General features: G+C 68.6%; 15 protein-coding genes. 9 read left to right on the top strand and 6 right to left on the bottom strand.

Annotated features, from left to right (window positions below; translation table 11 throughout):
- Positions 1-34: 34 nt before the first annotated feature.
- A complete protein-coding gene (locus tag KV203_RS13950) occupies positions 35-802 on the bottom strand; it encodes a deoxyribonuclease IV (protein ID WP_066470289.1) in 768 nt (255 codons plus the stop codon).
- Between the two features lie 98 nt (positions 803-900).
- On the opposite strand from KV203_RS13950, the gene KV203_RS13945 reads away from it, so the two are divergent.
- On the top strand, positions 901-1,467 hold the full coding sequence (locus KV203_RS13945; protein WP_066470561.1) for a hypothetical protein: 567 nt from the start codon (positions 901-903) through the stop codon (positions 1,465-1,467).
- An 8-nt stretch (positions 1,468-1,475) separates the two neighbouring features.
- Here the strand turns inward: KV203_RS13945 and KV203_RS13940 are convergent, their stop codons facing one another.
- On the bottom strand, positions 1,476-2,072 hold the full coding sequence (locus KV203_RS13940) for an acid phosphatase (RefSeq protein ID WP_246600155.1): 597 nt from the start codon (positions 2,070-2,072) through the stop codon (positions 1,476-1,478).
- A 125-nt stretch (positions 2,073-2,197) separates the two neighbouring features.
- On the opposite strand from KV203_RS13940, the gene KV203_RS13935 reads away from it, so the two are divergent.
- Positions 2,198-2,980 (top strand): ParA family protein, encoded by a 783-nt coding sequence (locus KV203_RS13935; protein WP_066470302.1) that lies wholly within the window; start codon positions 2,198-2,200, stop codon positions 2,978-2,980.
- A gap of 2 nt (positions 2,981-2,982) precedes the next feature.
- Here the strand turns inward: KV203_RS13935 and KV203_RS13930 are convergent, their stop codons facing one another.
- From KV203_RS13930 to KV203_RS13920, 3 genes are read right to left on the bottom strand one after another with little or no spacing between them, the layout of a single operon-like run.
- Positions 2,983-3,813 carry an SDR family oxidoreductase gene (locus tag KV203_RS13930; RefSeq protein WP_066470309.1) on the bottom strand — a complete coding sequence of 277 codons (831 nt, stop codon included), beginning with the start codon at positions 3,811-3,813 and terminating at the stop codon, positions 2,983-2,985.
- 24 nt (positions 3,814-3,837) lie between these two features.
- The gene (locus KV203_RS13925) at positions 3,838-4,386 is read right to left on the bottom strand and encodes a DUF4334 domain-containing protein (protein ID WP_066470563.1); all 549 of its coding nucleotides are present in this window, start codon (positions 4,384-4,386) and stop codon (positions 3,838-3,840) included.
- A 26-nt stretch (positions 4,387-4,412) separates the two neighbouring features.
- Positions 4,413-5,072 carry a TetR/AcrR family transcriptional regulator gene (locus KV203_RS13920; RefSeq protein WP_066470311.1) on the bottom strand — a complete coding sequence of 220 codons (660 nt, stop codon included), beginning with the start codon at positions 5,070-5,072 and terminating at the stop codon, positions 4,413-4,415.
- 152 nt (positions 5,073-5,224) lie between these two features.
- On the opposite strand from KV203_RS13920, the gene KV203_RS13915 reads away from it, so the two are divergent.
- Positions 5,225-8,035, top strand: coding sequence for a type II toxin-antitoxin system Rv0910 family toxin (locus tag KV203_RS13915; RefSeq protein ID WP_083530037.1), 2,811 nt, complete (start codon positions 5,225-5,227; stop codon positions 8,033-8,035).
- On the top strand, positions 8,032-9,486 hold the full coding sequence (locus KV203_RS13910; RefSeq protein WP_066470566.1) for a flavin-containing monooxygenase: 1,455 nt from the start codon (positions 8,032-8,034) through the stop codon (positions 9,484-9,486). The genes KV203_RS13915 and KV203_RS13910 overlap by 4 nt, the downstream gene beginning before the upstream one ends.
- A gap of 10 nt (positions 9,487-9,496) precedes the next feature.
- Here KV203_RS13910 and KV203_RS13905 read toward each other — a convergent pair whose 3' ends face one another.
- Positions 9,497-9,901 carry a DUF6764 family protein gene (locus KV203_RS13905; RefSeq protein WP_246600958.1) on the bottom strand — a complete coding sequence of 135 codons (405 nt, stop codon included), beginning with the start codon at positions 9,899-9,901 and terminating at the stop codon, positions 9,497-9,499.
- A 348-nt stretch (positions 9,902-10,249) separates the two neighbouring features.
- On the opposite strand from KV203_RS13905, the gene KV203_RS13900 reads away from it, so the two are divergent.
- The 5 genes from KV203_RS13900 (at position 10,250) to KV203_RS13880 (ending at position 13,105) form a co-directional block, all read left to right on the top strand.
- Positions 10,250-10,651, top strand: coding sequence for a class I SAM-dependent methyltransferase (locus KV203_RS13900; RefSeq protein WP_066470316.1), 402 nt, complete (start codon positions 10,250-10,252; stop codon positions 10,649-10,651).
- Positions 10,648-11,529, top strand: a complete 882-nt coding sequence (locus KV203_RS13895; RefSeq protein ID WP_066470317.1) for an AraC family transcriptional regulator — start codon at positions 10,648-10,650, stop codon at positions 11,527-11,529. The genes KV203_RS13900 and KV203_RS13895 overlap by 4 nt, the downstream gene beginning before the upstream one ends.
- Before the next feature lie 5 nt (positions 11,530-11,534).
- Positions 11,535-11,945, top strand: coding sequence for a VOC family protein (locus KV203_RS13890; RefSeq protein WP_066470572.1), 411 nt, complete (start codon positions 11,535-11,537; stop codon positions 11,943-11,945).
- Positions 11,946-12,020: 75 nt separating this feature from the next.
- Complete coding sequence (locus KV203_RS13885; RefSeq protein ID WP_066470330.1) at positions 12,021-12,509, top strand: peroxynitrite isomerase; 489 nt, start codon at positions 12,021-12,023, stop codon at positions 12,507-12,509.
- 137 nt (positions 12,510-12,646) lie between these two features.
- Positions 12,647-13,105, top strand: a complete 459-nt coding sequence (locus KV203_RS13880; protein WP_083530039.1) for a pyridoxamine 5'-phosphate oxidase family protein — start codon at positions 12,647-12,649, stop codon at positions 13,103-13,105.
- Positions 13,106-13,137: the final 32 nt, after the last annotated feature.

Below are 13,137 nucleotides of genomic sequence, written 5' to 3'. Positions count from 1 at the left end.
GTCCCGCACCGTAATGGCGGCGGGCGTCTGCCCGTCAGAGATGTTCGCGCAGAAATGCGAGGTCGTCGGCGATGCCGACGGCAGGTGTCTCCAGTACCACCGGTGCGTCCGCCGTGCGACACACCTCGGCAAGCAGTTGCGGGTCGATGGTGCCGTCGGCGAGGTTGGCGTGCCGATCGGCGCCGGAATCGAACTCGTCGCGGGAATTGTTGAGGTGCACCAGGTCGATCCGGCCGGTGATCGCATGGATTCGGTCGACCACGCCGATCAGTTTCTCGCCGCCGGCCCAGGCATGGCAGGTGTCCAGGCAGAACCCGGCGCCGTAGTCGCCGACCGCATCCCATAGCCGGGCGATGGTGTCGAAGCGCCGGGCCATCGCGTGGTCGCCGCCGGCGGTGTTCTCGATGAGGATCGGCACGCCGAAGCCGCCCTTGTCTTCCTGGCGCTGGAAAAGCTTGCGCCAATTGTCGATTCCGGTGGCCACCGCGTCGTCGGTGCGGACGTGGCCGCCGTGCACGACGAGTCCGAAGGCGCCCAGGTCGGCGGCCGCCTGCGCCTGCTGGGCGACGGCGTTCCGCGAGGGCATCCGGAGCCGGTTGTTCAGGCTGGCCACGTTGATCTGATACGACGAATGGACGACCACGTCGATCCCGCTGTTCCGGATCTGCTCCGCCTTGGGATGCGGCTGCGGCTTGTCCCAGCTCTGCGGATCCACGACGAACAGCTGGACGACGTCCGCGCCGAGCCGCTCGCCGACACCGATCGGGTCGCTGTCCTGCCGCACATGTGCTCCGAGTCGCATGTCGGGAACTCTAGCCGCCGTCGACGCGGCGATTCCGTGTCGTAACCGATCCGATCTTGATACCGATGGGCGACAATAAGCTGTCGAAGGAGCCCGTCATGCGGATACCGATAGTTCCGAAGTTCACCAAGCTGTCTCTGGCTGCAGTCCTGATCGCGTTGTTCGCGTCGTTGATCGTGGGTACCGGCACGGCCACCGCCGCGCCGCTCGATTACGGCGGCGGTTGCACCCTGTACCCGGACAATCGAGCGGCGACCGTGGATTCGCTGCGTTTCCGGTGCAACTGGGGACAGCAGGATCGAATCTACGCCGACGCCGCGGCCGGGGCCGTTCCGATGGGCCCGAAGAACGGTTGGGTGGTCCGCCCGCCCGCGATGCCGGAGATCGCGTCCGGGATCTGGATGGGAAAGACCTTCCAGACCGGTCCGGACGGCGGCATTCTGATGAACCAGATAACCGGTGCCCGAGTCGAGGCGTTCCGCGCCGATGTCTACCGGGGCCCGTCCTGGATCGACGGCAAGACCGCGTGGGCGATCAACTACGGACCGTCGGTGCTACCGATCTACGACGAGATCCGCGAGGTGTCGCCGGGGGTATGGCTGGGCTTCTCCTGGTGGCACGGCATGTTCCAGAGCCCGCAGCTGCTCGCCTTCGTGCTCTCCTGAGCTCTGGGTCAGTCGATCATCGCCGGGTGGCGGTTGTGGCACCGCAGCGCTGCGGTGTCGTGTTCGACGCCGAGCGCCGAGTATGCGGGCGCGCTCAGCACGAACCTGCGTCCCTCGACGATCGGTAGTTCCAGCCAGCGGGCGATCAGGGCTCGGCTGAAATGGCCGTGGCCGACCAGGACCACGTCCCGGTCGATCAGCTGTGGTCGCAGGACGGACAGCACCGTGTCGGCTCGGGCTTGCACAGCTTCGTGCGATTCGCCGCCGGGGCACGGATGGGTCCAGACAGTCCAGTTCGGCACGGTCTGCCGGATCTGCGACGTGGTCAACCCCTCGTAGTCGCCGTAGTCCCATTCGACCAGATCGCCCCAGGTTCGGTCGATGACGAGTCCGGCGAGTTCGGCGGTTCGCACGGCGCGAATGCGGGGGCTGGTGAGTACCAGCGGGTTGTGCAGGCCGAGGTCGGCGAGCTCGGCGCCGAGCGACGTGGCAAGCTTCTCCCCGAGTTCGGTGAGTGGGACGTCGGTGGTCCCGGTATGTCGGCCGGACAACGACCAGTCGGTCTGTCCGTGCCGGAGCAGGACGAGCTGGGCCTCGGTACGCATGCTCTCCATCATGGGGGACCGATGCCGTCGGCGGAACCGATGGACCGAGGGGGCGGAGTTTCTCGGCCCGCGATCGCGCCCGACCGCCGATCGCGTCGACCACACGACGAGAGAGGACCGGTGCGATGACCACGGTGCTGGCGGTGGCGAATCAGAAGGGCGGCGTTGCCAAGACGACGACGGTCGCCTCGCTCGGTGCCGCGCTGGTCGCTCGCGGCCGCCGGGTACTCGTGGTCGATCTCGATCCGCAGGCATGCCTGACATTTTCGCTCGGGCACAACCCCGACCGGCTCGACCGCTCGGTGTACGACGTGCTCACCGGCGACACGCCGGCCGCCGAGGTGTTGCTGGATACCGCCGACGGGATGCGGTTACTGCCGGCCACGATCGACCTGGCCGGCGCGGATGCGGTGCTGCTGTTGCGGCCCGGCCGCGAGTTCGGGCTCAAGCGGGCGTTGGCGCCGCTACGCGACGCCTACGACGTCATCCTGCTGGATTGCCCACCGTCCCTGGGCATCATGACGCTGAACGGACTGACGGCGGCCGATGCCGTGCTGGTGCCGTTGCAATGCGAAACGTTGGCCCATCGCGGGGTCGGGCAGCTGCTGCGCACGGTCTCCGAGGTCCAGCAGATCACCAACCCCGAGCTCAGTCTGCTCGGAGCGCTGCCTACCTTGTTCGATTCCCGCACGACCCACGCCCGGGATGTTCTGGCCGATGTGTCCGACCGGTATTCGCTGCCGGTGTTGGCACCGCCGATTCCGCGTACCGTGCGATTCGCCGAGGCGTCCGCGTCGGGCGCGACGGTGCTGTCCGGCCGGACGAACCGGGGTGCAGAAGCCTACCGCGGGCTTGCCGACAATCTGGTCGGATTCTGGGCAGGGGAGCGGGAGTTGTTAACGCTCTGAAGCTACTTCGGCGTGAAGGCGCGGCCGAGCTCGGCTGCGGTGGGCTCCCAGGCAGCCGGCCAGTCCGTCCCCCGGAGGTGGGCATCGGTACCGCCGTCCGCGAAGATCACGCTGCCACAGAGCAGTGCGGCGCCGGGGCCGAGCAGGAATTCGATCACCGACGCTATCTCGTCGGGTTGCCCGCGGCGCCCCAGCGGCACCGGATAGAAGTCCAGGGCTCGCGCCAATTCCGGATCCAGATCCGGTCCGTTGGTCATCGGCGTGTCGATCATTCCGGGCGCAACAGCGTTCAGCCGGATACCCGCGCCGATCCACTCCGGCGTGCCGGCCGATCGTCGTACCCAGTGCGCGAGTGCGAGTTTGGTGGCCGGATAGCTCGCGACCGGACCCGCGGCGGCGCCGCATCGGACGGCGGCCGGCTCGTCGCCGGCCAGGCAGGCGGCGACCACGTCGGCCGGGATGGCCGGCTGCGTCGTGGTGCTCGACGAGGAGACGACGACAGCTGCGGCGTGATCGCCCGCAGCGAGTGCCGGTCGCAGCCCGGTCAACAGGTCGACGGTGCCGAAGTAGTTGACCGACACCATCGCCGACCCGGATGCGGTCGTCGCGAGGGGACCGACGCCGGCGCAGCACACCACCCCGGCCAGCCGGCCGCCGGCGGCCGCCGATGCGGCGGCGACCGCGCCGGCGCGGCCCTCCGGGGTGGACAGATCCGCGGTGATATCGGCACCGGTCAGGTCGACGCCCAGGACGTCGGCGCCGGATCGGGTCAGTCGGGCGACGGTGGCGGCGCCGATGCCCGATCCGGCACCGGTGACGAGGTAGGTGGCCATGAGCGCCACGCTACGACGCCGAGATCACTCCTGGGTCAGGATGAAGAAGTACGGCTGCTCGACGCCGCGTTGATCCATCACGCCCAACAGGGTCGTGTCATCGACCCGGCGGAACATGTCGATGATCGGCAGCTGGTCGTAGACCATCGCCGCGCCGACCTTCCCGCGATACTCCAGATTCCGAAGCCGGGCACGAGGTTTGGAGGTGCGAAGGGCGGGCTCGGCAACGCCGAGCAGCTTCTGGCCGGCGTCGACCGCCCGGACCGGAATCTTGTCGGTCAGTCCGAGTGGGATCTTGCGCGGATCGACGGCAAAGATCTTGCCGTTCGGGGTGCTGAACAGAAGCGGGTGCACGCTCTCCGGGCCGTCGAACTGCTTGCCGTACCAGCCGGAAGCAGTCAGCTTCCCGTCCATCGGGTGGCCGGTGCCGAGTTCGCGACCACGCCAGCGCCCGGTGATCTCCTCGGCGCGGACCGGTGGCAGCGCGTCGAACAAGGCAAGTGCGGTTTCGGTTGTGGCGCCGCCGTGTTCCAGCGCAGCGAGCTGTTCGGTCGGGTGGTCGGTCGCGGTCATCATGTCTCCGATCGAGATTGGTCGGGTCAGCCGGCGGATGTGGAGATCCGTGGTCCGGCCAGGAGATCGTCGGGTGCGATCTCGCCGTACATCAGTGCAACTGCGTAGGTCCATCGACGCAGCGCCGCTTCGCGCTCACCCAGATTTCCGGTGAGCATGGTGGTCATCGACAGTCCGGTGAGTACGTCGATGGTGAACTCGACAACTGTCGGAGTGCGCGGATCCGTGGCGTACGGATCGCCCAGCACGGATGCGTAGACCGACCGCATCCGTTCGAAGAGCCTGCGTTCCTCGGCGACCAACCGATCGCGCAGCTGCGTGTCGGTCCGGGCGGCAACCCACAACTCCAGCGCGGCGAAAAATGCCGGACTGTTCAAGTCGCGCCACGCCAGGTCGACGAACGCTTCGAACGGGCGTCGGTCCGGCGGAACCAGCCGGGCCTCGTGCTCGAACCGGGCGAGTCGGGCTTCGACCACGTGCGCAGTCGCATCGACGACCAGGTCTTGTTTGGACGGGAAGTGATGCTGCACCGTGCCCCGCGCCAGGCCGGCACGCTCTTGCACTTCGCTGATCGTGGTCGCGGCGTAGCCGCGCTCCAGCAAGCACGCGACCGCGCAATCGAGGATCCGCGCCCGAGTGGCTACGCGCCGCTCGTGCTGGGTCCTTCGCGGGGCTCGGGTACTCATAAACAAACAGTACATGGTGATTGTTTATGTCAGCCATGGTTGAATCTACTGTGAAGCATGCCACAAAACCCGGCACAAAGTAGCTGCTTGCGGCAGATCGCGCGCCGAAGTTACCGTACGATTCGACGGTAAGTAAGGGATGAGGAGGGTCGATGGCTGATCCGAGGCCGACGCCGGCCGCACACGAGCCGCCGGCCGATGTGGCGAGCCACGCGCGGGTCGTGACGGTGGTCGCCGAGAGTGCGGCGGCTCCCACTCGACTGCGCGAGCTGCTCGGGAATCTTTCGCGCTTGCCGGACTGGCATCGGATGCACGCGGCCTGGCGGGGCACCCCGCCGGCGACGGCGGCCGTGGGGCTGACTTTCGTCCAGCAGGTGCAGATCATGGGTATCCCGGCCGATATCGCCTGGGAGGTCACCGTGGCCGAGTCGGATGTTCTCGCGCTCCGCGGCACCGGGCCGTCCGGGGTGCGGATGCTGATGTGGTTCACCCTCGAACCGGTCGGCATCGGCACCCGGGTGTGGCTGGACTGCGGTCTGGCCGGCGATCCCATCGCCGGCCCGATGGGGGGCTCGGTCGCCCGCAGCGTTGCCGATGCGCTGCAGGATTCGCTGAACCGACTCGCCGGCCTGGCCGCGCCGGACGCGAACGATGCGGTCGGGTCGTTACGGCACCGGGCGTCGGGCCGCCGGCTCGACCCGAACGCTCCGGTCATCGTCGGTGTCGGCCAGCTTGTGCAGCGAGTGCCGGACCCGACGAAGGATCCGGTGGCGCTGGCGGTCGAGGCATTGCGTCGCGCCGAAGCCGACGCCGGGGTGGTCGGCTTGCTTGCCCGCGCGGAGGCCGTATACGCGGTGGCGAGTACGTCGTGGACCTATCGAGATCAGGCGGCGCTGGTCGCCGCGAGCCTCGGTGCCGCCCCGGTCGAAACCGTGCAGTCCGCCCGGTTCGGTGGTGACGCGGGACAGGCGCTGGTCAACGAGGCGGCCGAGACGATTGCGGCCGGTCGCGCGTCGGTCGTGTTGGTCTGCGGCGCCGAGGCCGGGGCCACGCTTGCCGCGGCACAGAAGAGCGGCACCGTCCTCGACTGGCCGGAACAGTCGCCGGATGTCACGCCGTCCCGGATCGTCGGCAGCGAACGGGAAGCCAACAATCGCGCCGAGGCAGATGCGGGCCTGGGCGCTCCGGTGTACATGTACGGACTGGTGGAGTCGGCGGTTCGAGCCAAGATGGGGGTGACGCGGGACGAGCACCAGGTGCGCATCGCTCGGTTGTGGTCGCAGCTCTCGCATATCGCGGCCGGCAACGAATTCGCTTGGCAGCCGGTGGCTTATACCGCGGATCAGATATCGCAGGTCGGTCCGGACAATCGGATGATCACTACGCCGTACCCGAAGTTGTTGTGCGCCAACCTGCAGGTCGATCTGGCGAGCGGCCTGGTGCTGACCAGCGTCGCGGTCGCCGATGCGGCCGGCATCCCGCAGGACAAATGGGTCTTCGTGCATGCCGGGGCGGCCGCGAACGACGACTGGTTCGTCTCCGAACGGGGTGATCTCGCGGCGTCGCCCGCGATCGGCACGCTCGGCCGGGCGGTGCTCGGCCAGGTCGAGCGTTCCATCGACGACATAACGCATGTCGATCTGTATTCCTGCTTCCCGTCGGCCGTGCAGATCGCTGCGGCGGAACTCGGTCTTCCGGTGGGGGATCCGGCGCGTCCACTGTCGGTGACCGGTGGTTTGACCTTCGCCGGGGGACCCGGCAACAACTACGGCGGTCATGCGGTTGCGACCATGGTGGATCGGCTTCGGGCCGATCCGGGCAGCTTCGGGCTCACCACCTCACTCGGCTGGTACCTGACCAAGCACGCGATGGGGATCTACTCCACCGACCCGCCCGCGCAGCCCTATCGGAAACTGATGCCGGTGGTGGACCCGACGCCGACTCGGCGGGCACTGTCGGCGTATACCGGCGGCGCCGTGGTCGAGGCCTACACGGTGCCCTACGACCGAGCCGGCGTCGCGCAGGCGGTGATCCTGAGCGCGATCACGCCGGCCGGGGAGCGACGAATCCTGCGCACCGGCGATGCGGCCATGGTTAGGGCGTTCGTCGACGACGATCCGCTCGGGTGGACGGTCGATTTCGGCGTCGACGACTCGGTGCGCGTCGTCGACCGTGGCCGCGCCGAGGTTCCCGAATGCCCACCGATGACCGTTCTGGTGGCCGATCGCGGACCGGTTCGGGTGATCACCCTGAACCGGCCGGACCGGCGCAATGCGATCGACCCGGCGACCGCCGCACTGCTGGAGCGGGTGATCGACGCGTTCGAGGCGGATCCGGTGGTCCGCGTTGCGGTGCTCACCGGCGCCGGTGGGACGTTCAGTGCCGGAATGGATCTGAAGGCGGCCGCGGCGGGCCGATTTGCGATCACCGAACGGCGGGGTCCGCTCGGCATCGCGGCCGTGCCGATCGTCAAGCCGGTGATCGCGGCGGTCGAGGGCCACGCGCTGGCCGGCGGTTGCGAGCTGGCCCTGGTCGCCGACCTGATCGTCGCGTCCCGTGAGTCGGAATTCGGTATCCCGGAGCCGAAACGGGGTCTGGTCGCGGCCGCCGGTGGAGTGTTGCGGTTGTCCCGACGGCTGCCGCGCAACGTGGCGATGGAACTCGCGTTGACCGGTGATCCGATGCCGGCGCCCCGGTTGGCCGAGTTGGGCTTGGTGAACCGGCTTGCCGACGCCGGTAAGGCGTTGGACGTCGCGGTCGAGCTGGCCGAAAAGATCGTGGCGAACGCGCCGATCTCGGTCGCAGTATCCAAACAGATCATCGAGGAGGCGCCGGGTTGGCCACCAGACGAGGAGTTCCGACGGCAGAGCGAGCTGGCGGCGCGAGCGGTGCTGAGCGCCGACGCGCGCGAGGGCGTCGCGGCATTCGCCGAACATCGCGATCCGGTGTGGAGCGGGCGATGAACCGGAACCCGAAGGTTGTGATCATCGGTGCGGGTCTCGGCGGATTGGCTGCCGCAATCGAGCTGCGCAAGGCGGGTTACGCGGACGTCGTGATCGTGGAAAAGGCGGACGACGTCGGTGGGGTATGGCGGGAGAACACCTATCCCGGCGCAGCATGTGACATCCCCTCGCCGTTCTACTCGTACTCGTTCGAGCCGAATCCGCAGTGGCCGCGTCGCTTCTCACAGCAGCCGGCGATCCTGGACTACATCCGGGGAGTAGCCGACAAGTACGACCTGCGCCGGCACCTGCGGCTGGGTACCGAGGTGACCGAGCTGCGCTACGACGAGCCGACCAGCCGCTGGACGGTGCGGTGCAGCGACGGTGAGACGATCGTCGCCGACATCGTCGTATCCGCCGTGGGACAGCTCAATCGGCCGGCTTTTCCGGCCATTGCAGGCCGGGAGAAGTTCGCCGGGGCAGCGTTTCATTCGGCCGAGTGGGATCACACGGTGGATCTGGCCGGCAAGCGGATCGCGGTGATCGGTACCGGGGCGAGCGCGATTCAGTTCGTTCCGCAGATTCAGCCGGAAGCGGGGCAGCTGAACGTGTTTCAGCGGAGCCCGGCCTATATCGGGCCGCGTCCGGACCGGGAGTTCAGTGCGTTTCACCGAGCGCTGCTGGACCGCTTCCCGGCGGCTCGGTTTCCGGGGCGGGCCTACTGGTACGGACGCGCTGAGTCGCTCAGCGTGGCGTGGGCCTATTCGAAGTCGCTGGCGGCTGTGCTGCGCAGCTATTCGCGCTGGCACATGAAGCGGCAGACGCGGGACAAGCCAGGCCTGTTCGAGCGGGTCTGGCCGGACTACCCGATGGGGTGTAAGCGGGTGTTGTTCTCCAGCGACTATCTGCCGGCGCTGACCCGGCCGAACACGGATCTGATCACCACGCCGATCGAGGAGATCACCGAGTCCGGCATACGCACCGTGGATGGGACGGACCACCCGGCCGACGTGATCATCTGGGGCACCGGATTCAAGGCGACCGACTTTCTGGCGCCGATGACGATCATCGGCCAGGGCGGCGCGGACCTGCACGAGCAATGGCTCGATGGTGCACATGCCTACTACGGCCTGACGGTCCCGAACTTCCCGAACCTGCTGATCATGTACGGACCCAACACCAATACCGGTGGTGGATCGATCATCTACTTCCTCGAGACGCAGGCGCGTTACGTGCGCGGCTACGTCGATCGGTACGCCGAGGTCGGGCGACCGCTTGCGCTCCGCCCGGAGGTCGAGCAGGTCTGCGACGAGGAGATCCAGGCGGAGCTGGCGCAGAGCGTCTGGACCGGTTGCACGTCGTGGTATCGGACGGCGACCGGACGGGTTACCACGAACTGGCCGCTACTCGGCATCCAGTATCGGCGGCGAGCAACGTTCGATGCGGCAGATTACGAGGTCGTACCGCAGTGAGCGGGCCAGGTCATTGGGTGGAGAGGCAGCCCTGCAGGGTTTGGAAGTCACCCGCGAACGCCAGGCCGCCCCGGCAGGTGGGGCCGGTGGTGCCGGTGAGCTCGACGTCCGCACCGGCACCGGCGATGCCGATCGCCAGCCCCGGCCGAACGCCCGTCGTCGTCACCGTTGCGCCGGGCCCGAGTGCGATTGCGGCGGGCCCGGAAAGGAACGTCGACCGCGAGGTCGCGGAGCCACCGTTCTGCGCGATGGCCAGCGACAGGCTGGTCGGACCGGCGTCGGCGTCGGCCTCGCCACCGAGACCGAATGCGGCTGCCGCTGCTCCGCCGACACTGGTCGCCGAGCAGGACGCGCCGGCGCCGCTGTCCATGACTGCGCTGGATGCGCCCGGTGCCGGACACACGGTGTTGGGCATCGCGTTGGCGGGTGCCGCACCGAGGACGCCCGCTGCGGCGCCGCCGAGGACCAATGCCAGCGCCGGTCCGGTGATACGGCGATGCTTGAAACCAGACACTTCATTCTCCTTGTGCAATGGGTCGTCGGGTACGGCGCTCCCGAACCCGGTGACACTGAGTAATTCCTCGTCGAGGCTACCTTTAGCGATGCAAAAACGATTCGTTCTTGGCGGTATCACGCGCTGCCTCAACTTGTTCGCGGTTGTCGGACTCAGCGGTCGAGCCTCGGCGGGCCCCGCGTAGCCTCGGTCCCGTCTGGGTAATCTGAAGAATGGTTGGCTGTCGACCGGTCCGGTATCCGGTTTATCGTGAGTGACCTCTCCGCACGGCTGAGCGCCATCGTCGACACCCTGCCGCTGCGGCCGGGGTTGCGTGTGCTGGAGATCGGTTGCGGGCCGGGTGCCGCCGCGCGCGAGGTCGCTGCGCGGGTCGGCCCGGCCGGTAGTGTGCTCGGCATCGATCGGTCCGAGCGGGCGGTCGCGTCTGCGCAGCGAGCCGCCGGCGGCCTGCCGAACCTGATCTTCCGGTGCGTCGCCGTGGAGCAGTTCGACCGCGCCGCCGACGAGCCACTGTTCGACCTGGCATTCGCGGTCCGGGTCGGGGTCCTCGACGGGCGCCATCCACGCCAGCAGGCGGAGGCGCTGCGGCGAATCCGAGCCGCCTTGGTGCCCGGCGGGCAGCTGTTCGTCGACGGGGTCCGGACCGGATGAGCGACCCGACCGCCGGTGTGCCACCCGAGGTCGCGATCGCTGCCGACCTGCGGCCGTTCGTCGCGGCCCGATACGGCTACTCGATGCAGGGCGTCCCCACCTCGGTGCATCGCGGACTGCCCAGCGTGTCACTGGCGATGGTGCTGCCGATCGGCCGGCCGTTGCGCACCGCCCGCAGCTGGCGTGACTGGGCTGCGGGACGGCTCGACACCAACCGGACGGTGCTGGGCGGGTTGCACACCCGGGTGGTCCCGGTGGAGCTGCTCGAGCACAGCTGCGGCATCCAGCTGGCGCTCGATCCGATCGGGGTTCGCCGGCTGTTCGGGATTCCGGCCTCGGCCCTGCCGACCGATCAGTTCGATGTCGGCGAGCTGCTCGGCGACGAGATCGACCGGCTGGCAGACGAACTGGCCGGAATCGCGGATTGGGCCGGCCGGTACGCCGCAGTCGACCATTTCCTGCGCCGCAGCCTGGCCGGGACGGACGCGGCGACGGCGGTCAAGCCCGAGGTCGCCCGAGCGTGGACGCTCCTCGCCCGCGGCCGCGGGAAGGCCCAGGTCGAGCAGATCAGCCGCGACGTGGGTTACTCGCGCAAGCGGCTCACCGACCTGTTCCGGGCCGAGCTCGGAATCACCCCGCGGATGGCCGGCCGGCTGGCGCGATTCGACGCTGCTCGCGCGACGCTGGCCGGACGGGTACGCCGGGACCGCTCGGCCACCGGCCTGGACCTTGCCGGACTGGCCGCCGACCACGGCTACTTCGACCATGCCCATCTCGTGCGTGACTTCCACGACTTCGCCGGCCTGTCGCCGTCGGCCTGGGTGGCGGCAGAGTTCCCGAACATCCAAGCCGCGCGGCCGGCCGGCCCGGCAGAGTGAACGGCATGAGCCCTGACACCACCCAACACCCACCGACGGTCTGGCCCGCGTTCCAGGCCCACGATCCCCGCGCCGTCGTCGACTTCCTGGTCGCACTCGGATTCGAGGAGACCGCGTGCTACAGCGACGACGCCGGCGTCATCCAGCATGCGCAGCTCGACTGGCCCGAAGGTGGCGGCGTGATGCTCGGGACGCACAAGCCCGAGGGCCCGTTCACCCAGCAGCCCGGCACCACGGCGGCCTACATCGTGACGGCCGACATCGAGGCGGCCGCGGAGCGTGTCCGCAACCTCGGCCACGACGCGACGATCGTCGAGCAGGACTACGGCAGCAGGGAGGTCACCGTGCGCGACGCCGAAGGCAACCAGTGGACCTTCGGTACCTACGCCGGCGAGCCGCGCGCCGGAAAGTCGTGAGGATCGGCGGACCCCGACCGACGTCTTTCCGGCGAGACACCGCACCCGATCACCGGCGTCGATAGGATCGATCGGGTGGCGCCGCCCCTGCACCTCGAGATCGCTCGGCTGGCGTTCCTGCTCGGCACCTGGTCGGGCAAGGGGCACGGCGCCTACCCGACGATCGACGAGTTCGACTACACCGAGACGATCACGATTGCCCATGTGGGCAAGCCCTTCCTGAGTTACACCCAGCGCACCGTCAGGGTCGGGTCCGGCCTGCCGCTGCACGCCGAATCCGGCTACTGGCGCTTGCCCGCGGCCGATCGGGTCGAGTTGGTGCTGGCCCAGCCGACCGGGATCGTCGAGATCCAGCAGGGTGCGCTGGCCACCGAGGACGGTGCCTGGTCGATCCGGTTGTCCTCGGCCCTGGTCGGGGTGACCAGCTCGGCGGTCGAGGTGACCGCGGTGGAGCGGATCTACCGGATCGACGGCGACGAGCTGACCTACGAGTTGCGGATGGCCGCGGTCGGGCAGCCGCTGCAGGATCACCTGCACGCGGTGTTGCATCGGCAGCCGAGCTGAGTCGCATCCGGATCCGCGACAAGATCGTGCTCCTGCAGTACCAGGGGCCCGACAACGCCGAAGTAGTGTGACGCAGAGAGCAGGTCGGGTCGTTCCGAACCCGGGTCACCGGGTCGATGCGGCGCGATGATAGGGGCATGACGAAACCGATTTCCGACGAAGCAGACGAGGCTCGCGAGAGCGGGGTCATGGAGCTACTCGACGTGGCGCAGTGCTGGCGACTGCTGTCCGGCAACGACGTGGGCCGGCTTGCGATGGCGGTGGGCGGTGAGGTCGACATCTTTCCGGTCAACTACGTCGTCGACGACACGTCGGTGGTGTTCCGAACTGCCCCGGGCACCAAGCTGATCGAGGTCGTGATCGGTGGCCCGATCGCGTTCGAGGCCGATGGTTACGACGCAGCTGCCGGGCAGGCGTGGAGTGTGGTCTGTAAGGGCACGGCGCAGCGCATCGAGGACCGGGCCGGACTGGACAGCGCCGAGGCGCTCGGGTTGGTGTCCTGGAACAACGCGCCGAAGGAGGAGTTCGTCCGGATCACCCCGACCCAGGTCACCGGGCGCCGCTACCACGTTTACCGCAAGGGCGCCGAAGCGTAGTCGCGGCCGGTGCGACGCCCGGGCGCGCGACC

This window comes from Skermania piniformis (assembly GCF_019285775.1).
GTDB lineage: Bacteria > Actinomycetota > Actinomycetes > Mycobacteriales > Mycobacteriaceae > Skermania > Skermania pinensis.
Note: the sequence above shows the minus strand (reverse complement) of the source record. Positions and strands in the feature narration are given on the sequence as shown.

What these genes read in the sequence shown, in the direction of transcription:
- KV203_RS13950 (WP_066470289.1), bottom strand. Translation starts at nt 802, where the DNA reads ATGCGACTCGGAGCACATGTGCGGCAGGACAGCGACCCGATCGGTGTC.
- KV203_RS13945 (WP_066470561.1), top strand. Translation starts at nt 901, where the DNA reads ATGCGGATACCGATAGTTCCGAAGTTCACCAAGCTGTCTCTGGCTGCA.
- KV203_RS13940 (WP_246600155.1), bottom strand. Translation starts at nt 2,072, where the DNA reads ATGCGTACCGAGGCCCAGCTCGTCCTGCTCCGGCACGGACAGACCGAC.
- KV203_RS13935 (WP_066470302.1), top strand. Translation starts at nt 2,198, where the DNA reads ATGACCACGGTGCTGGCGGTGGCGAATCAGAAGGGCGGCGTTGCCAAG.
- KV203_RS13930 (WP_066470309.1), bottom strand. Translation starts at nt 3,813, where the DNA reads ATGGCCACCTACCTCGTCACCGGTGCCGGATCGGGCATCGGCGCCGCC.
- KV203_RS13925 (WP_066470563.1), bottom strand. Translation starts at nt 4,386, where the DNA reads ATGACCGCGACCGACCACCCGACCGAACAGCTCGCTGCGCTGGAACAC.
- KV203_RS13920 (WP_066470311.1), bottom strand. Translation starts at nt 5,072, where the DNA reads ATGAGTACCCGAGCCCCGCGAAGGACCCAGCACGAGCGGCGCGTAGCC.
- KV203_RS13915 (WP_083530037.1), top strand. Translation starts at nt 5,225, where the DNA reads ATGGCTGATCCGAGGCCGACGCCGGCCGCACACGAGCCGCCGGCCGAT.
- KV203_RS13910 (WP_066470566.1), top strand. Translation starts at nt 8,032, where the DNA reads ATGAACCGGAACCCGAAGGTTGTGATCATCGGTGCGGGTCTCGGCGGA.
- KV203_RS13905 (WP_246600958.1), bottom strand. Translation starts at nt 9,901, where the DNA reads ATGCCCAACACCGTGTGTCCGGCACCGGGCGCATCCAGCGCAGTCATG.
- KV203_RS13895 (WP_066470317.1), top strand. Translation starts at nt 10,648, where the DNA reads ATGAGCGACCCGACCGCCGGTGTGCCACCCGAGGTCGCGATCGCTGCC.
- KV203_RS13890 (WP_066470572.1), top strand. Translation starts at nt 11,535, where the DNA reads ATGAGCCCTGACACCACCCAACACCCACCGACGGTCTGGCCCGCGTTC.
- KV203_RS13880 (WP_083530039.1), top strand. Translation starts at nt 12,647, where the DNA reads ATGACGAAACCGATTTCCGACGAAGCAGACGAGGCTCGCGAGAGCGGG.